Origin of the sequence: Wolbachia endosymbiont of Trichogramma kaykai (genome assembly GCF_045765165.1) — a bacterium.
In the GTDB taxonomy this organism is placed as follows: domain Bacteria; phylum Pseudomonadota; class Alphaproteobacteria; order Rickettsiales; family Anaplasmataceae; genus Wolbachia.
The window spans coordinates 329,386-347,419 of record NZ_JBJJXK010000004.1 but is presented as its reverse complement, the minus strand read 5'-3'; the positions used below and the strand labels follow the sequence as shown (position 1 = coordinate 347,419).

General features: G+C 32.7%; 18 protein-coding genes and 1 pseudogene. 10 read left to right on the top strand and 9 right to left on the bottom strand.

Annotation, left to right across the window (positions count from 1 at the left end):
- Positions 1 to 85 precede the first annotated feature (85 nt).
- The 4 genes from nusA to ubiA are packed head-to-tail and all read left to right on the top strand — an operon-like array spanning position 86 to position 5,219.
- Positions 86 to 1,639, top strand: a complete 1,554-nt coding sequence (gene nusA, locus wTKK_RS05815) for a transcription termination factor NusA (protein WP_407512677.1) — start codon at positions 86 to 88, stop codon at positions 1,637 to 1,639.
- A 7-nt stretch (positions 1,640 to 1,646) separates the two neighbouring features.
- The gene (gene infB / locus wTKK_RS05810; protein ID WP_407512676.1) at positions 1,647 to 3,968 is read left to right on the top strand and encodes a translation initiation factor IF-2; all 2,322 of its coding nucleotides are present in this window, start codon (positions 1,647 to 1,649) and stop codon (positions 3,966 to 3,968) included.
- Between the two features lie 9 nt (positions 3,969 to 3,977).
- Positions 3,978 to 4,328: a ribosome-binding factor A gene (locus wTKK_RS05805; protein WP_407512675.1), complete on the top strand. Its 351-nt coding sequence runs from the start codon at positions 3,978 to 3,980 to the stop codon at positions 4,326 to 4,328.
- Between the two features lie 3 nt (positions 4,329 to 4,331).
- Positions 4,332 to 5,219 (top strand): 4-hydroxybenzoate octaprenyltransferase, encoded by an 888-nt coding sequence (gene ubiA, locus wTKK_RS05800; RefSeq protein WP_407512673.1) that lies wholly within the window; start codon positions 4,332 to 4,334, stop codon positions 5,217 to 5,219.
- A 500-nt stretch (positions 5,220 to 5,719) separates the two neighbouring features.
- Here the strand turns inward: ubiA and wTKK_RS05795 are convergent, their stop codons facing one another.
- The 8 genes and pseudogenes from wTKK_RS05795 to mgtE all read right to left on the bottom strand — a co-directional run bounded on the left by wTKK_RS05795 (position 5,720) and on the right by mgtE (position 12,151).
- On the bottom strand, positions 5,720 to 6,145 hold the full coding sequence (locus wTKK_RS05795) for a latrotoxin-related protein (protein ID WP_407512671.1): 426 nt from the start codon (positions 6,143 to 6,145) through the stop codon (positions 5,720 to 5,722).
- A 2-nt stretch (positions 6,146 to 6,147) separates the two neighbouring features.
- Entirely contained in the window at positions 6,148 to 6,807 is a 660-nt protein-coding gene (locus wTKK_RS05790) for an ankyrin repeat domain-containing protein (RefSeq protein WP_407512827.1), read from the bottom strand.
- Positions 6,808 to 7,297: 490 nt separating this feature from the next.
- Positions 7,298 to 7,453: a hypothetical protein gene (locus wTKK_RS05785; RefSeq protein ID WP_407512669.1), complete on the bottom strand. Its 156-nt coding sequence runs from the start codon at positions 7,451 to 7,453 to the stop codon at positions 7,298 to 7,300.
- A 120-nt stretch (positions 7,454 to 7,573) separates the two neighbouring features.
- Positions 7,574 to 8,017: pseudogene (locus wTKK_RS05780) on the bottom strand (ankyrin repeat domain-containing protein); the annotation flags it as partial.
- 33 nt (positions 8,018 to 8,050) lie between these two features.
- Positions 8,051 to 8,311 (bottom strand): hypothetical protein, encoded by a 261-nt coding sequence (locus tag wTKK_RS05775; RefSeq protein ID WP_407512668.1) that lies wholly within the window; start codon positions 8,309 to 8,311, stop codon positions 8,051 to 8,053.
- Between the two features lie 22 nt (positions 8,312 to 8,333).
- Complete coding sequence (locus wTKK_RS05770) at positions 8,334 to 9,095, bottom strand: NB-ARC domain-containing protein (protein WP_407512825.1); 762 nt, start codon at positions 9,093 to 9,095, stop codon at positions 8,334 to 8,336.
- Positions 9,096 to 9,286: 191 nt separating this feature from the next.
- Positions 9,287 to 9,496: a hypothetical protein gene (locus tag wTKK_RS05765; protein ID WP_407512666.1), complete on the bottom strand. Its 210-nt coding sequence runs from the start codon at positions 9,494 to 9,496 to the stop codon at positions 9,287 to 9,289.
- Positions 9,497 to 10,780: 1,284 nt separating this feature from the next.
- Positions 10,781 to 12,151 carry a magnesium transporter gene (mgtE, locus tag wTKK_RS05760; RefSeq protein ID WP_407512664.1) on the bottom strand — a complete coding sequence of 457 codons (1,371 nt, stop codon included), beginning with the start codon at positions 12,149 to 12,151 and terminating at the stop codon, positions 10,781 to 10,783.
- Positions 12,152 to 12,306: 155 nt separating this feature from the next.
- On the opposite strand from mgtE, the gene prfB reads away from it, so the two are divergent.
- A protein-coding gene (prfB, locus tag wTKK_RS05755; protein WP_407512663.1) for a peptide chain release factor 2 occupies positions 12,307 to 13,408 on the top strand; the annotation gives its coding sequence in 2 pieces (ribosomal slippage) (positions 12,307 to 12,372 and positions 12,374 to 13,408; 1,101 coding nt in all).
- Positions 13,409 to 13,580: 172 nt separating this feature from the next.
- On the opposite strand, the gene wTKK_RS05750 is transcribed toward prfB, so the two are convergent.
- Positions 13,581 to 14,867 carry a Na+/H+ antiporter NhaC family protein gene (locus tag wTKK_RS05750; RefSeq protein WP_407512661.1) on the bottom strand — a complete coding sequence of 429 codons (1,287 nt, stop codon included), beginning with the start codon at positions 14,865 to 14,867 and terminating at the stop codon, positions 13,581 to 13,583.
- A gap of 193 nt (positions 14,868 to 15,060) precedes the next feature.
- On the opposite strand from wTKK_RS05750, the gene wTKK_RS05745 reads away from it, so the two are divergent.
- The 5 genes from wTKK_RS05745 (at position 15,061) to wTKK_RS05725 (ending at position 18,031) form a co-directional block, all read left to right on the top strand.
- The gene (locus wTKK_RS05745; protein WP_407512659.1) at positions 15,061 to 15,240 is read left to right on the top strand and encodes a hypothetical protein; all 180 of its coding nucleotides are present in this window, start codon (positions 15,061 to 15,063) and stop codon (positions 15,238 to 15,240) included.
- Positions 15,241 to 15,273: 33 nt separating this feature from the next.
- Positions 15,274 to 15,561, top strand: a complete 288-nt coding sequence (locus tag wTKK_RS05740; RefSeq protein ID WP_407512658.1) for a hypothetical protein — start codon at positions 15,274 to 15,276, stop codon at positions 15,559 to 15,561.
- Between the two features lie 11 nt (positions 15,562 to 15,572).
- Positions 15,573 to 16,577, top strand: coding sequence for an ankyrin repeat domain-containing protein (locus wTKK_RS05735; protein WP_407512823.1), 1,005 nt, complete (start codon positions 15,573 to 15,575; stop codon positions 16,575 to 16,577).
- Positions 16,571 to 16,999: a hypothetical protein gene (locus wTKK_RS05730; protein ID WP_407512656.1), complete on the top strand. Its 429-nt coding sequence runs from the start codon at positions 16,571 to 16,573 to the stop codon at positions 16,997 to 16,999. Before wTKK_RS05735 ends, wTKK_RS05730 begins: the two co-directional genes overlap by 7 nt.
- Before the next feature lie 108 nt (positions 17,000 to 17,107).
- Positions 17,108 to 18,031, top strand: a complete 924-nt coding sequence (locus wTKK_RS05725; RefSeq protein WP_407512821.1) for an RluA family pseudouridine synthase — start codon at positions 17,108 to 17,110, stop codon at positions 18,029 to 18,031.
- The last annotated feature ends 3 nt before the right edge of the window (positions 18,032 to 18,034 follow it).

The following is an 18,034-nucleotide window of genomic DNA, read 5'->3' as shown; positions in this document are numbered from 1 at the left end:
TAAATTAGCAATCATTTAAGATTTGGGGTAGCGTTCTTTACCTGTTGAAGCTATAACTATAACTAATTAAATTGGATTTATTTGTATGATTGCTAGTCGTAAAAGCAGTGTTAAGCAGAAAAGCAACAAAAATAACATAGTTGGAAGCCTTGATGTAATAAAAACAGCGGGGGAGCTCTCACTTCAAAAAGGTTTAGATTTTAATATTATAATAAATGCACTTAAAAGTGCTATCGAAGCAGTAGCTCAACAAAAGTATGGTAGCAAAAGTAAAATTGTAGTTAATATAGATAGAAACACAGGCAAAGTTACCTCATATAGACAACTAAAAGTCATTAATGATGAATCAAATGAAAGTGAGTGTGACTTAATTAAGCTGACACAAGCTAAGTTAATAGAAGAAGATGCAAAAGTTGGAGATACTATTAGTGAGTTGATTTCTCTTAACACTGATCTTGTTTCAGCAAGAATTGCCCAGCAAAAGATTTCTGAAATAATCAAAAATGAAGAGTTAAAAAAGCAATATGAGGAATTTAAAGATAAGGTAGGAGAAATGAGGTATGGCATCGTTAAACAAGTAGAATATTCAGATCTTATTATAGACATAAACGGAATTGGAGCATACCTCCCTTTACGAAACTTAATTGGTGGTGAGTCATTTCGTGAAGGTGATAAGGTTAAAGCTTACATACAAGCTGTTAAGCGCTCTGACGATGGACGTCAAATCATTCTTTCTAGGACTCATGAAGGCTTTTTAGAGGCATTATTGAATCAAGAAGTACCAGAAGTTGCTGACGGATTGATAACAATTAAAGGTATAGCTAGAGACGCTGGTTCAAGATCTAAAGTTGCTGTTTTTTCATCTGATAAGAATATCGATCCAGTAGGTGCTTGCGTTGGAGTTAAAGGAGATAGAATAAAAACTATTATACAAGAATTAAACGGTGAAAAAATCGACGTCGTACATTACTCATCAGATTTGGGTCAATTTGTTATTAAAGCCATTACTCCTGCAGAAGTATCAAAGGTCATTATTGACGAAAATGAAAATTGTATAGAGTTAATAGTTGCTGAAGATCAATTGAGTTTAGCTATAGGAAAAAAGGGTCAGAATGTAAGATTAGCTTCAGAGCTTGTTGGATGGAAAATTGAGATATTAAGCACTCAGCAAGAATCAGAAAGAAGAAATAAAGAATTTAGTCAATGTTCAGTTTTATTTGCTGAAGCTTTAAACTTAGAAGAGATTATGGGCCAATTATTGGTAACAGAAGGTTTTTCAAGTGTAGAAGATATATCTAACACTTCAATTAAGGAACTTGCTTCAATAGAGGGCTTCAATGAAGATATTGCAAATGAACTTCATAATAGGGCAAATAATTACCTGAAAGCAGAGAATGATAGAAAAATAGAAGAGCTGAAAAATTTAGGTATGGAAGACGATGTAATCAACTTAGCCTTATCAATAGATAATAAAATTGCTCTTAGTAAACATAATATTAAAACTTTAGAGGACATAGCAGATTTATCAAATTATGAATTTTGCAGCATAATCTCTTCCTCAACTAATAATAAAGAAAATCTAAAAGATACAGCAGATTTAATAATCATAGAAGCACGTAAAAAGCTTGGATTAATATAAAAACAATATGAATAATGAAGATATCAGTAATAAAAAATTAACCCTACAAGGCTTAAGCAAGCTTAAATTAGATATTAATTTAAACTCTTTAGACAGTCAAAGTACTGGTACTACAATAGTAAAAAAAAGAAGAAAAATTCATTCTGCAGAAGAATATAGTTTATTTGACGAGAGTAAATTAGGCTCTTTAACTAAAAAAGAACAAATTTCTCGCATTAATGCTGTACAGAATGCTACTTTGCTGAAAGAAAGGAATCAGAGAGAACAAGAAGAGAAAATAAAAAAAGAAGAAAGTAATCAAGAAGCTGAAGATAAAAATGAATCACACTCTGTACCTAAAGAAATAAATAAGGAAGTTTTAAGTAATACTAACTCAGTTGAACAAAAAGAAGATAGTATTGAATATGAGAACAATGATAAAAAGTCTTTCAAAGCTAGCAAAGATATATATTCTAAGCATTCTAAGCTAGTAATTACACAGGCAATAGATGAAAGAAATGAACACCTCCCTGTGTTTAGGCAAAAATTTGGTATAAGAAGTAAACAATCAAAGTCTACTAAGGGTAAAAATATATCAAGGGAAGTTATTATACCAGACAAAATAACTATCAGGGAGTTATCTATTCGTATGGCAGAAGATAGCAAGAGTGTGCTAAAAATGCTCAAAGAAGAAGTTGGGGAGAGCTATAGAGTAGATGATCTAGTAGATCCAGATATAGCATGCGAAATAGCAAAAAAATTTAGTCATACAGCTAAACGAGTGAGTGATGCTGATAAAGAAAAGAATTTACTCTTCATAAGCAAAAGAGAAAACTTACCTAAAAAACCAAAACCACCTATCGTTACTTTTATGGGACATGTGGATCATGGTAAAACATCATTGCTCGATGCATTTCGTGAATCTAATGTTGCAGAAAGAGAGTCAGGTGGCATCACTCAACATATAGGTGCTTATCAATTAACGACAAAAAATAAGCAAAAAATTACTTTCATTGATACACCAGGGCATGAGGCGTTTACTGCAATGCGTGCACGTGGTGCCAATATTACTAATATAGTTGTGATAGTAGTTGCAGCTGATGATGGAATAATGAAACAAACAATTGAAGCAATAAACCATGCAAAAGCAGCAAATGTCTCTATTATAGTTGCCATTAATAAAATTGATAAATCACAACCTGGCGATGTAGAAAGAATAATTAATAGTTTGCCTCAGTATGACCTCATCCCCGAAGAACTTGGTGGTGATGTTATAATTGTGCCAGTATCAGCAAAAAAGAAAATCAACTTAGATAAACTAGAAGAGGCAATTTTATTAATTGCTGAATTAATGGCGCTAGAAGGAATAGAGGATTGTCGAGCACTTGGATGGGTGATAGAGTCGAAAATAGATAAAGCTAAAGGAATATCAGCTACATTAATAGTTGAAGAAGGAACATTAAAGATTGGTGACATATTGATAGTTGGTACAACATATAGCAAAGTACGCAGTATGATTAATCATCTTGGTCAAAGAGAAAAAGCGGCACTACCTTCTACTCCAGTTGAAGTTACTGGTTTAAATGGTGTACCAAATTCTGGAGATAAATTTGTTGTTGTAAACTCTGAAAAGCAGGCTCGTGAAATTGTTGAATACAGGTTAGAATTAATCAAGAAAAAGAAAGAAGATTTAGACGACAATAATTTAGATATATTCAGTCGTAATGATAGTGAAACAGAAGAACTATCTGTAGTTTTAAAGTGCGATGTCACTGGTTCTATTGAAGCAATATCAAGCTCAATTGATAAGCTTGGTAAAGACCAAGTGAAATTAAATATTCTACACAAAGCAGTAGGAGGAGTAACAGATTCAGATGTGCTGCTTGCAGAAGCATCGAGCGCGGTAATTTTAGCTTTTAATGTAAAAGTGGATTCAAAAATAAAAGAATTAGCAAAACAAAAAGGTATAGAAATACATACTTACAATATAATATATGAGCTTATTGAAGACATGAGGATGTATCTAACTAAAATGTTAAAGCCTGTTACACGAGAGGTTCGTGTTGGTTCTGCATCTGTAAGGCAAATATTTAATGCATCCAAAGCCGGTAATATAATCGGATGTTATGTCACTGATGGAGTTATAAAAAAAGATTCTTTAATTAAGGTAGTACGTGGCAGCAAATTGGTGCATGAAGGAAAGTTAAAAGCACTACGTAGATTTAAAGATGACGTTAAAGAAGTAGGTGTAAACTTTGAATGCGGAATATCGCTAGAGGGTAATATCGATATTAAAGTTGGAGATATTTTGGAAGCTTATCAATTAGTGCAAGAAGAAAGGGCGTTATAGTAGTTGAATATGAAAAAGGAAATTAGAAACCTAAAGGTAGCATCGGTATTACATAGGGCAATATCAAAAGTCTTAATGGAAGGTAATGTTCTTAATCAAAAAGTAGTAGTATCTGATGTAAAGCTAAGCAAAGATTTGCAGAAAGCAGATGTATATATTGTGTTATCTTCATTAAACATCCAAAATGATAATGCTGATATCAGCACTGTTGTTAGTGAAATGAACCAATCTGCATGGTCAATACGTAAATCTATATTGTGTTATGTTGATTTGCGATTTATACCTGAGTTGGTTTTTAAGCCTGATTTAACATTCGATAATTTTGTCAATGTAAGCAAAATATTACATAATCACACTTAATTAATGTATTTAAACCATTATTTCTCATTAATGAGAATACACAGTTTAACAGGTTTATGGCTTCTGCTATTTTCTAGCTTAAGCGGCATTCTTTTAGCATCAACTTCTCTATCGTATCAACCTCTTTTTCTCCTTGTTTTGTTTACTATAGGTGCATTTTTAATGAGACCCGCAGGGTGCATAATCAATGATATCTTCGATAGAGAAATAGATGCACATGTTGAACGAACAAAATATAGACCACTTGCAAGTGGTGCATTAAACATAAAGCAAGCTTTGGCTTTACTTTCACTGTTACTGTCTATTGCGCTGGTAATCTTATTATTAACCAATAAAACTACTCTTATACTTGGAATAATTTCAATGTGCATGGTGGTTATCTATCCCTTGCTAAAGCGTTACGTTTGGTGGCCACAATTGTTTTTAGGGTTTACTTTCAACATGGGATCGCTCATGGGTTCAGCAGCAATAACAAACCAGATTAGCATAGAATCCTTGCTATTTTATATAGGATGCGTCTTTTGGACGCTTAGTTATGATACTATATACGCTCATCAAGATAAAAAAGATGATGAGAAATTAGGAATGAAATCTACTGCATTATATTTTGGCAATACAACAAAATCTTGGTTGAAAAGATTTTACTTAATATCCTTAATGGCATGGTTGTACGCTGGTATACTATCATCATTAAATAACATCTTTTATATTGCTTTACTTGCCATAGGATTAATATTTCACCACCAACACAAAAATTTCAATCCAGACGATTCTAATCAATGCATGTCCATATTTAAAAATAATTCCCAGATAGGACTCTTGCTCTTTTTCGGTATCCTTTTAGATAGAATTGTAAATTCTACTTTTGTATCCGTTCATATGCATGGCTAATGTGTAAATATCGAAGCAAAAATGTTGTCACTCCAGTGTCAAGTACTGGGATGACAGAGAAAGCATCATATTGGGATGACACCATTTATTTCTATGGCTGTCTTTTCTATCTTATTTTGTCACCCTGCTGAACGGATTCTACTTTTTAGAACATATCTTGAAAGGAAATCAGGAAGATAATATGATAGGATCAATGAAAAATATATCCAGGTGATGTAAGTGACAAAGAATGGAAATTTCTTAAGCCAAGAGTTGCACAAGGTGTGGCCAAGAAAGCACAAAATAAGAACAATTATTAGTGTTATACAATACATAATGAAAGGTATTTACCAGTAGAGCAAAAGATTTTCCTCTATGGAAGAAAGTATATGATTATTTTTTTAGGTTGCGTAATAGTCACACATTGCTTGAATGCATGCAAAATAAAGGCTGGTGTGCCCATTGATGTTATAAGATCAAATTACCAACCTTTTACTAGATGAAATCAAAAAGCTAAGGAATTAAGCCTTACCTTGATTTATTAAACCTCTATCCTGAATTAAATGACCTTGAACAGAAGTATTACTTAAATAACTTTGAGGCTCTAAGTTTATTTGCTGTTCTTCAACTTCTAATGTACTATCTCTATTGTGTAATATCTGTTGCATTGATTGATTTACTATCAAATCTAGTTCCTTCTGCATTTCTACACAATCAATATTTAACCGATGCATTGATATCCCACTTTTTAATGCAGCTTGCTCTACTACTTTCTCAAATTCCTCTATAATATTTAATGCATAGCCCTGTGCTTCTAATGGTGATATAGACTGAACTACTGTGGAAATATACTTCTGACCTGTGATTTTCCTTATAAATACATCTAATAAAAGAAGTATACCGTTGTTATCAATACCTTGAACTGTAATAGCTTTAGGAGGTTCCATACTTATAGCTGCCTTAAAAGTAGAAGAAACAAACTGAAAATACCTTTAATAGTATCTACCGTAGTGTAAGCAAAAATATTGATAAATGAAGATGGCTTATTTGTTCCGCTTGTAACTCCTATTTTATTAGGACCTATCTTATCATTTTTCAATGAATTTTCATCTTCTTTTACAATACTATGGCGATTATGGACACGTGTTGATAGGGAGCTGCTTTCTTCTTGTAAGTTAAGATGTTGGGTGATTTCTTCATTTCTTCTTATTCTTCCTTCTAGAAGGTTTCGTATTTCTAAGCTGTCTTCTTCATTAAGCGTATTTGCCACGGCTAAAGCTCCTCTAGCATCAACATAACTACTTTTATCAAGAATGAGCTTAACTATATTTAAATTGCCATAAGAAGCTACAAGGTGCAAAGATCTCCAACCATCTTTATTTTTAGCGTTAACGTCAGCATGATTACTTATAAGAAATTTAGCTACTTCTAAATGACTGCTCTTAACAGCCCAATGCAAAGGAGTACTGCCATTATTGTTCTTAGCATCAATATCACCCCCTCCCTCTATAAGCTTTTCTACTACCTGTAATTTATCTGCAAGAACAGCTAAATGTAGAGGAGTATTGCCTCTATTGTCCCTGGCATTAATATCATCCGCTTTATTGATAAGATCCGCAACTTGATTAGCATCTCCACTACGTACAGCAGCAAATAATTCATTAATTATTTAACCCTCCATAAAAACCACTAAATTTCAAAGTAAGAAAAAAAAATCTTTTTCTGAATAAAACAGCTACCTCATAATATAAAGAAAAACATTTTCACTATCATATTTATTATACATAAAAAATTAATAGCTCAATATACTTTTCATAAAGCACTCCATCTCTAAAACTTGTCAATCCCTATTTAGAAGTTTTTTTTTGATAATCTTTAATGAAAGTTCTTAACGAATTAATACTGACTTAATAGTATATATTACTAATAACTTAGAAAATACAATCACTTCCGCAACCAAAACCAGCTATTGTAAGAAGATTTTATTTTGAGATCGTATGGTCTACCACTTGTTCTACGAGAATTTATATCAATTTATTACTTTATTTCTCTGTTTTTTTTGAAATTCCTCTCATAAAATTAAATAGATTACTATAAAATTATAGTCTTAAGTCCTTGTTTGCAGGTTGTACAGAGAAGCTATTAAATGAAGATATAGGTGACCTATGAGTTAAGTTAACCGTGCCTTTATCTTCAAATTGCAATGCTTCACTTATATTTTTTAATTTTCTTTTTTTTAGGCAGTGTATGTTCATCAAATGCCTCTAGGTTTCTTTTATGTGATTGTGTTTTTAAGTCTGGAGCTAAGTGCATATCCTCAAGATAATAAATAATTTCTTCTGAGTTAGAATATACAATAACATAGTCCAAAGGACTCATATTTTTTCATCTTGTCTATCTATACTAGCTCCTTTCTCTATAAGGTATTCAACAATATCTAACTGACCATGCATCACAGCAAAGTGGAAAGGACTCTGACATTCTTTGCTACGTAGATTTATATTAGTTCTTTTCTCTACAAGATATTTTACAATATCCGATCTACCATATATAACAGCAAAGTGCAAAGGATTCATACCTTTTGTGTTATTTAGATTTACATCACCCCCTCTCCTTACAAGATGCTGAACAGTACCTAAGTGACCATGTATGACAGCATAATCTAAAGAAGTAAAATTCCTTTCATCAATAGCATTAATAATTTTGCTTAATTTATTAGGTTCTATTTTCTCTAATATCAGCTTAATAACTTCTTCATTACCATCTTTGGCTAGTAAATGTAAGATAGTACTTCTATCATAAATAGAATCAATAAATTCATTAACTAATCTGTCATATTTACTTGCATGACTCTAAACAGATATAATGTTATTCGGATTTATAAGGCAGAATGATGTCATCATTTCTCTTAAAGTTTCTTCTTCTATTCCTGTTCGTTCTTTCTCTACTCCTACTGTTTTTTGTATCCCTTTATGAACTCTTGCTATTGACTCCTCTAGCTCAATCACTGAAAACTTATTGAGTAGATTAAGAGCATCCAAAACTTGTTGCTTACCTTTTTCTGATTTCTTCTGGAGGAAAATTTCTTCTATATCAATTTGATTGGGATCCAAGTAAGCCGTATATGATACAATATCATGCGATTGCTGCCCAACATTTTTCTCTTCTTATTTTATTGAGACCTAGCGCCTCGAGACAATCAGGATTCGGTTTTTTCATTTCTTCATTATAGAGTTTTAGATATTCACTAACATTAATCTTTTCTTGTTTAATATATGCTGTTGCTTGTGTCAAAGCTAATGGAAGATAGCCCAATGTTTGTGCTAACTCTACTAGATAGTAATCCTGTAACCTATCTTTTACTTCTAAGGTTCTTTCAATAAATGTTATAGCTTCTCCTAGAGAAAATCCATCATTCAACTGTGTCTTTTCTATTTCTTTTTCCCAATTCTTGCTACGAGAAGTAATTAAAACGCAAGGCTTTTCTCCATGAAAAAACAAATTAGAAAAATAGGATGGTAAAAATTTTTCGATCTCCTTATACTTACTGGTGTTATCAAAGATGAAAAGACTTTTTACGTCTCGAAAATACTGGTACACATCCTGGACAATAGATTCTGTTTCTCTATCTCGAACAACATTAAAATCCATATCATTATCATTTTCTGTAGGAATTTCTAATTCTTTAGCTAAATTAAGAAATGAATTGAAAAGAGTGTCATATGTTTTAGCATTTATCCATATAACTTTTGTCCAAATATTACTCTCCTTACTATATGCGTAGCTTCTAGCTAATTCACTTTTTCCTGTTCCATATTCTCCATTAATCAAGACCATTCGTGACAGTTCTACTTCTTGATTTTTACTATCTAACTTCTTTTTTAATTCGTCTAACATCACTTCTCTTTTTATAAAGAATTTTGGTAAATAGCCCAAATTAAAGGAAAATGTATTTTTACCTTCTTTTTCATGAAGTATTCATAAATTTCTGATTTCTTCACGCAGTTCTTGTATATCCTTTTTTTTTGCTGAATCGTTTTCATTGATCTCTTTTAATATACTACTAGCCAATCCTTTCTTTTTTTTCCTCATCTAAAATACGCACATACTCTCTTTTTTTTAGATGTTTCACTAAGTACATATTTTTGTTCCAACTCTTCCCAATTTTCTAATTCCCACTTAAAGGGAAGCCGATAGCCGTATTTTTCAGCAAAATCATGCTCCTTCAATTGATAATACTTAATAATCTCACCCTCTGCTTTCTCTATTTCCACCTTTTCATATAACTCTGAAGTCATCAACATTTCACCACTTTGTTTATCTTTTACTTGATGTCCAGTACGTGTAGTAAACGGTTACTTTCTTTTTGATTTACCTAAAATAATACCTTGAGTTATGTGAAGATTGGGAAATTCTCCTTTCTCGTTGCAAGATGTAGTGTAATTTATTACTCTGGATACGGTATCCATTGATAACTTCTCAATCCCCCTATTACAAGACGACTGATTATTACCCACAATTTTAGTGAATTGTTTCTCAAAACTTTGAAAAATTTCCAAGCCAGCTTCTATTAAAATCTTTCTTAAGTTACCTTCTGAAGGCGCAACTATTGTAGAAAATATTTTTGCTTTTTTTCCTATGTTGGTTTATAGAAATAAAACTCACACACTCCATAACTTGAGAAGTACCTACTTTCTCCACACTTGGTGGAATATAATTACCCACAGTTGATACAACCTTAGCTACTACTTTACCTGTTTTACGTACTTTTGAACCTGGTTTTGCTTCTTTAGAACATTCAGATAGTTTTTCCTCTAATTCTTTAACAAAAGTATTAACAAAAAAAACTTACTTTTTTCACTATTTCATCACTTGTAATGCTTATACAGCTAAACATTTCTTCATCATCAGTAGATGTACTACTGCTGCCTATAGATGAAGATCTTGTTACTCTAGGGCTCTCTTGACTTCGTCCACACTGAAGTTCTTCACTAGATTAATATATTTTCATAATCAACTATTGCTGATCCAGCATCTACATAATCCATTTGATTATCTGCTACTTGTTCTCCTATATTTTCTTTACCTAACATAAAGCCGCCTATATTTTAATATTCATATTTTGATTGTTTTGTCGTAAACCTCTTTTCTGAAGATTGATTTCAACATTTGATTCTTATGCAGCTGTACCAAACCAAATTGCGGTAGAAACCTTACGGTAATCCTAAGTAATTTTAATTGCTGAGTAACAGTGTGCTTTTCTTTTGACTTCTGACTAAAATAGATATATCCTCAAAAAATCCTTAGTTGCTTTCTGAGTGATATGCATAACACAATGCATCCAACCCACACCCCATGTATTCATTACATTGGACTGGATTTTAGCTAAAGAGACCTAGCAAAGCAAGAATTTTTTTGCATACTTTAGCATTTTATTTTAATTTTTATTTTAAAACTAAAGCAGCTCAGTTTCATGTACTTTTATTTTTTTATCGACTGTTATTTTTCTTCTTCAATGCATCTATGAGCAATGACAACGTGGACGGTAAAGCTTGTAAAGCAATTTTTTTATATAGCAAGATTCAGCTATTTAATAAAAAGATCGTGGCTAGACCAAAAAATATAAGAGCTGAGAGAATATCAGTTGTTGCTGATGTTAAGATTGAAGACGAAACAGCAGGATCGGATCTTAAACGATGAAGCATTATAGGAATGAAAGTTCCGATGAACGTTGCAATAATTGACATCATAATCATGGAGAACACAAAAATCATCTCCACTTTGACATTGTGAAACCTTATTGCTAACACTACTAATGAAATAGTAGATAAGATCACCCCGTTTATAAGACCTATTAAAAATTCTTTCACCAGTATTCTTTTTGCATTTTGCTCAGTTAGATATTTTGTTGCGATTGCCCGGATAGTTAGTGTTACTGTTTGGGATCCTGCATTTCCGCTCATCGATGCAATGATTGGCATAATTATTGGCAGTACTATAAAACTTTGTATTACGTTATCGAAAAAGCCAACTACTATAGAACATATTGTTGCAGCTAAGAGGTTAAACAGTAACCAAGGTAGTCTTTTAATTATAGTTTTATGTATAGGGGCATTTATATCAGATTTAGAAGATACACCGCTTATTTTAAGCACATCCTCTTCTGCTTCTTGTTGAACAATTTTGATTACATCTTCAATAAGGATTACACCTATAATTTTACCATTCTTATTTACTACTGGAGCTGATAATAGAGCGTAATCTTTAAATATTCTTGCTACTTCTTCTTGGTCCATTCCAGTTTTAATTATTTTTATATCTTGACTCATTATCTCTTTTATTATTGTTTCTCCTGAGTGAGATATTACCTTATTTAAGTTGAAAATGCCTATGGGTTCTAATTTTGAGTTAATGATGAAAATTTGATAAAATGTTTCTGGTATTTTTTTATAGTTGCGCAAGAATTCCATTAGCTGATTTATCGTCCAATAATATGGAGCTATAACCATATTTTTATGTATCAACCTTCCTGCACTTTCTTCTGGGTATGATAACAATTCCTCTACTAATTTTTGAGTTGCATTGGGTAAGTAGTTAAGTATATTTTCTATAGACTTTCTATCTAAATCTTTCACTATAGCTACTATGTCTTCTACATCAATAAGCATTAGTAACTTTGCTGTATTTTCTATTCCCAATATTTCTATGATCTCTACTTGTAAATCTGGTACTACATGTACTAAGGCATCACTTAACAAATGTTGATCAAGGATATTAACTAATTTCTCCCTGTGATCACTGATCGAAGTAGATAAAAAATAAGCTAACTGAACGCTATCTATCGTTTTTACAATGTTACGAACATTCTCTAATTCTTGATTATCGAGAGACTCTATTAAATCATCAATAGCCTTTTTGTCTAAACCATAATGAGAACTTGTTTTAATATTCATTACTTTACCTTATTTTTTTAATAAATATACACACTTGATTTTATTGAACATTCAAGTATAATGAAATTGTTTTGAATTAACTATTATATGGTTAAATTTCTATTTTGTTTGCTGTTATTGTTAGTGATAATAAATATATTAAAGTCTAAAGTATAATGAAAACCCATCCAGAAATCCTTGAATACTTTCAAGGCTTAAATAAAAGTATTTCTCTTATCAGGAGGTGTCTTTGACATAGAAAAATTGAAGTTGCGTCTTGAAGAGCTGGATTCTCAAGCGTCAAATGATAATCTGTGGCAAGACAATCAAAAAGCACGAGGAATTTTAAAAGAACGCTCTAAAATTAAGCATGACATAGAATCTTTTTCAAAGCTAGAAAGCGATTACAACGATGCTATCGGCTTGATGAAATCTGCTATTGATGAGAATGATGAAGAATTTTTTTCTGAAGTTAAAGGTGAGTTAGTAAAGCTAGAGAAATTAATCAAACTTAAAGAGACAGAATCCTTATTTACTGGTGAAGCAGATAACAATAACTGCTTTTTAGAAATCCACTCAGGAGCTGGTGGAACAGAGAGCAATGATTGGACTGAGATGCTCATGCGCATGTATACAAGATGGGCAGAAATTTATCACAATTTTAAAGTTGAAGTTGTAGAAAAATTAGATGGTGATGCAGTTGGTATAAAATCTACAACAATAAAGATCATCGGAGAAAAAGCTTATGGGTGGGCAAAAAGCGAAAGTGGAGTTCATAGATTAGTTAGAATATCACCATTTGATGCAAATGGTAAACGTCATACCAGTTTTGCAAGTGTAGGAGTAACTCCAGTGATTGAAGATTCAATAGATATTGTTGTGGATGAAAAGGATTTAAAGATCGACACTTACCGTGCTTCTGGAGCAGGTGGTCAGCATGTAAATAAGACTGAAAGCGCGGTACGTATTACGCATATTCCAACAGGCGTTGTAGCTCAATGCCAAAATGGTCGTTCTCAACATAAAAATAAAGATGAAGCACTTAAACTACTTAAAGGACGTTTATATCAAATTGAATTGGAAAAAAAAGAACAGAAAATGGCCGAAGAATATGGAAATAAATGCGATATAGGTTGGGGCAGTCAGATCAGATCGTATGTTATGCATCCATATCAAATGGTAAAGGATTTAAGGACTGGACATGAAGTTGGCAATATAAATTCCGTTTTTGATGGCAATATAGATTGTTTCATAGTTAGTGTATTGGAGTTAAAATGAGATTTATTAAAAAGCTAAGTTTTATGCTCTGCTAACAAGGGGAAAAGAAAACCAAAATCTATTGAGAAAAATGGAACAATTTTGTGAATATATCTGTTATCCAAGTAGCTGATGAAAATGGCAACTCGTTTCTTATGGGCACAAATGTAATATGAAGAGAAATCTTCGTACATTAAGTTGTAGCCGCACAACGTCTGCCATCGATGATTATTTCACCTACTGTAACTGCTGCTAAAATAAAGCAGTAATAAACTTGTGTTAACAAAGAAATAGGTGAGACGGAAGCAATGCTACCTGCTAGCAGCAGCTGGGAACCATAAGGCAAAATGCCTTTTGTAACGCAAGCAAAAATGTCTAACAAGTATGCACTACGGTATGACGGAATATTATGCTTTTGCGCGAGCCTTTTTGCAATATCGCCACTTAATAAAATAGCAATGGTATTATTAGCAACTAAAACAGTAAACATAGATGCTATGCCCGCTATTACAAATTCAGCTTTAGTTTTTGTGATATTGCTTTCATCGATAAGTTTGTGTAATGCCTTTTGACCCTGCTTGTACATTATATTACTCAATCCGCCAATAAATAGAGCAAATATCACTATCTCGTTTACTTTTTTGAAACCGTCATATATGTCATGAGAGAGTTGAATGATAGTATAGTAAAAAAAAGTCATCCCTAATACACTAGCAATAATTATATTTATAGTTATTGTTACTAAAGTAGTAACTTCAAATAACCCCATGATTATTAAAGAAATATAAGGAATAATCTTTATTACTGATAAATAATCTAAATTTGATGTAGGAATAATTTTTGTACTATCTGCAATAATTGCCAGATAGACAAGCGTTATAATGCTGGCAACAAATGCTACTTTAGAATTCACTTTAAGTTTATCCTTTATCGTGGTCCCCTGTGAAGAAACAGATGCAATAGTAGTGTCAGATATCATTGAAAGATTATCACCAAATACGGCACCTCCAACTACAGTTGCAGTTCCTATTTCAAGACCAAAAGCCCCACTTTTTGCTAAGTTAACAGCTATTGGCACCATTAATACAATAACCCCCATAGACGTACCAATTGCAGTTGATATAAAAGCGGAAGCCAAAAATACTCCAGGCAGTAGTAATCTTGCTGGAAGGAAATTGAGAATTAAATCAGCAACAGTATCTGCACTACCAATTGATTGAGTCACCACAGAAAATGCTCCAGAAAATAGAAAAGTTAAACACATAGTAAGGGTGTTTTTATCGCCCATACCCTCAATGACAGTATCGATATTACGTCGAATTTTACCTGTACTGCATGCAACAGCAAAAAATAGCGCCGGTAGTAGGCAAATTACTGGTGAAACTTGGCTAAGCGGATTATCAATTCCAATAAAGGAAAAATAGACACCACTTCCAAGGTATAAGATCAAAAAAATAACCAAAGGAAAAAAAGCTGTCATTTTACTGCCTTAAAACCTGTGATTATAATCAATTAAGTGCTTTCAGGCAAGCTTGGTCTTCTGTAAGTTAATAACAGTCCTTTTAGACTCTAAAGTTACACTATGGAAAATGCGTTGACTATTCTACCATAATATATAGCATCAAAAAATACTCTATAGTATGAGGTAAAGCTATGGTAATGACATATGAACAGTGGAACACAATATTAGGTTAATTGATCAAGAGGTAAATTTAAGTAAAGACAATGTAATTGAAAGAATAAGAGAGCTCTTAAAGGAAGTAAAGATACTAGGGCAAGCAGAAACATCAAGAATGTTAGAAGAGATATCGCATCGATTAGAAGTATCAAGAAGCAAGATTCCAAGAGTATAAGAGACACAAGATCCATTAAAAAAGATACTAAAGGTGGTAAATGTACCGCAGACAAAAGAAGAAGCAAAAAAGATACTAAAAAAGAAGTCAAGGGTGTCAAATGCTCAACAGATGGTAAAAAGAATGCTAAAAAGGTTAGGTGTACAAGAGAAATCAGAAGAATCAAAAGCAGTGGCGCTAGAGGATGTGCTAAATGCACGAAAGATCTCAGAAAAGGTACCAGTGATGCTAGATACACAAAAGATACTAAAAACATTAAATAGACTAAAGAAAGTAAAAATGTGTATTATGAAGCTGCCAGGAATGGCCATAAAGAAGTAGTAAGGTTATTAATGAATAATGGAGCAGATGTTAAGAGGAATGGGGCGCTTAAACTTACTCCTTTACATATTGCTATTGCAAATGTTGATAGAGCAATGATGGATTGTATAATAAAAAACGACAAGAATGTTGACAAAAATATTGAGATAGCAGATGTACTTGGATGGACTCCTTTATATTGGGCTGCTACAAAGAACGATATTTCAATATTAGAAGATCTATTAAAGTGCGTATCAGAACATGGAGCAGATGTTAATCTAGAGGATAATTTAATTAGACGATATCCCTTACATATTGCTGCTACGAATGGTAATGTGGAAGCAGTAGGGCTCTTAATAAAATATGGAGCAAATATTAACCATAAGGATGCATGGGGATGGACTCCTTTTAATTGTGCTACTACAAAAGGCAATAGAAAAGTAATGTATTATCTAATAGCCCATGGAGCAAGTATTGAGACGAATGATCCACAGAAAATATTACTTTCTATTTGTCCATATAATTATCTAGAAGCAGTAACTACTATGATACAACTTGGAATATGGAAGGATGTGATGAAATTGATGGGAGCCGGGTTTTTACGTTGTTCTGCCGGACATGGTGATACACTAATGGTACATGCCCTATTAGAAGCTGGAGCAAATGCTAATGCAGGTGATGATTTAGGATCAACTGCTTTACATAAAGCTGTCAAGTATAACCATCCGGAAGTAGTAAAGATCTTAATTTTATATAGAGCAAATGTTAATGCGCAGAATGACTTAGGGGAATCTCCTTTAACTTATGCTGTCGAACATAGAAACTGGATAGTAGTAATAACTTTACTATGCTATGGCGCAAATCCTTCATTGCCTGATAATTGTTATGAAAATGTAAGAGATTTAGCTAAACGTCAAGGTATAAGTAATCTTCTAGTGGAAGCAGAACAAAGAGCACTAGCTATACTTACACAGCTTGACTTAGAATCAAGTATATTCAGAAACACAGCATTAATGATAGTGCAACACATATGTTGAGAGAAATAGAATTACATCTATCTATCAACTTTGAACGTATGATAAGAGATCAAGCTAATAAAATTGAACAATTACAGTATAACGCTAAACTTAATGAAAAAGGAGTAGCACTTATAACTGACCGCATTGAATGTGTGCAGTTAGGGACTAACACTAAAGCGTGTCCAGCTGAAATGGATGGAATAAAAGAACAAATATTACATAGTCCTTGCAGGTGGTCATATCGCACTAAAAATGTTAATGTAGGAAGAGTAACATCTTTAGCTAACGGCATTGAGTGTATGAAGTTAGGGCCTAACACTGAAGCGTGTCCAGGCCCTAGTATTAAAGAGCCTAATACTCACCTCTCTATGATCGAGAAACTATCATTGTTACCACTTTACTCAGCTGTAGGAAAATATGAAGCTCTTATAAAGAGTTAAATAATCCTCTAAATTCCAGCACGTAGCACTTGATGCAAGTAGCTGAAACTGAGGAGTACATTGGCTATGTTAGATTTTAGTTTACAAAATAAAATTTTTATAAGTAAGATGTCAAAAGGTATCAAAACTATATTAGTAGAAGACAATAACGTTAGGCTCGATAGGTACATCAGAAGAATTTTTCCCAATTTGAAACAATCTGCAATTGAGAAATCTTTAAGGAAAGGATTAATCAAGGTTGATAATTGCACGGCAAAATCCAGCGATAGGGTAAGCTCTGGGCAAGCTATAATGATAAGATACTTAGACTATATTGAGAACACTAATTCTGACTGCAAATATAATGAAAAGTTAGTGAATCTACTAAGAGATAACATATTATATGAAGACGAATATATACTAGCTATAAACAAACCCGCAGGGGTCATTGTTCAAGGCGGCATAAAGGTAAAAATTAGCATTAGTGATTTACTTGACCAAATAAGAGAGAGAGAAATATTTAAAATTGTTCATAGGCTGGATAGGGATACAAGCGGAGTAATAATATTCGCACGCAATGCTAGCGTTGCAAGATACCTTATGGAAGAATTTAAAGGACGGAGGATAAAAAAAACTTACCTAGCATTAACTTCTGGTATACCGAGCAAAGATAATGGAACAATAGACTATCCGTTGGTGAAAAAATATATTTCAGGACAAGAAAGAGTGGTCATTGATGAAGACTCACTACAGAATGCCACTACACACTTTTCAAGTTTGTCAAGGCTAAAACACAATGTCGCTTATCTAGAATTACAACCAATTACTGGTAGAACCCATCAGTTACGTGTACATTTAGCTCATATAAATTGCCCTATTCTTGGTGACGGTAAATATGGCGGTAAAAAAGCTTTTATTGATGGAGTAGCAAATCAGATTCACCTGCATTCATATTCTTTGTCTTTAAAGTTGCCAAATAATAAAGAAGTAACTATTACTGCTCCTGTCCCTAAACATATCGAAAAATCTATTGAAGTGCTATCTTTTGACTGAAGC

Coding starts and splice junctions, on each gene's coding strand:
- ubiA (WP_407512673.1), top strand. CDS start 4,332: ATGTATTTAAACCATTATTTCTCATTAATGAGAATACACAGTTTAACA.
- wTKK_RS05750 (WP_407512661.1), bottom strand. CDS start 14,867: ATGACAGCTTTTTTTCCTTTGGTTATTTTTTTGATCTTATACCTTGGA.
- mgtE (WP_407512664.1), bottom strand. CDS start 12,151: ATGAATATTAAAACAAGTTCTCATTATGGTTTAGACAAAAAGGCTATT.
- wTKK_RS05785 (WP_407512669.1), bottom strand. CDS start 7,453: ATGAACATACACTGCCTAAAAAAAAGAAAATTAAAAAATATAAGTGAA.
- wTKK_RS05735 (WP_407512823.1), top strand. CDS start 15,573: ATGAATAATGGAGCAGATGTTAAGAGGAATGGGGCGCTTAAACTTACT.
- wTKK_RS05730 (WP_407512656.1), top strand. CDS start 16,571: ATGTTGAGAGAAATAGAATTACATCTATCTATCAACTTTGAACGTATG.
- infB (WP_407512676.1), top strand. CDS start 1,647: ATGAATAATGAAGATATCAGTAATAAAAAATTAACCCTACAAGGCTTA.
- wTKK_RS05795 (WP_407512671.1), bottom strand. CDS start 6,145: ATGGAACCTCCTAAAGCTATTACAGTTCAAGGTATTGATAACAACGGT.
- wTKK_RS05765 (WP_407512666.1), bottom strand. CDS start 9,496: ATGACTTCAGAGTTATATGAAAAGGTGGAAATAGAGAAAGCAGAGGGT.
- wTKK_RS05770 (WP_407512825.1), bottom strand. CDS start 9,095: ATGTTAGACGAATTAAAAAAGAAGTTAGATAGTAAAAATCAAGAAGTA.
- wTKK_RS05725 (WP_407512821.1), top strand. CDS start 17,108: ATGTCAAAAGGTATCAAAACTATATTAGTAGAAGACAATAACGTTAGG.
- wTKK_RS05805 (WP_407512675.1), top strand. CDS start 3,978: ATGAAAAAGGAAATTAGAAACCTAAAGGTAGCATCGGTATTACATAGG.
- nusA (WP_407512677.1), top strand. CDS start 86: ATGATTGCTAGTCGTAAAAGCAGTGTTAAGCAGAAAAGCAACAAAAAT.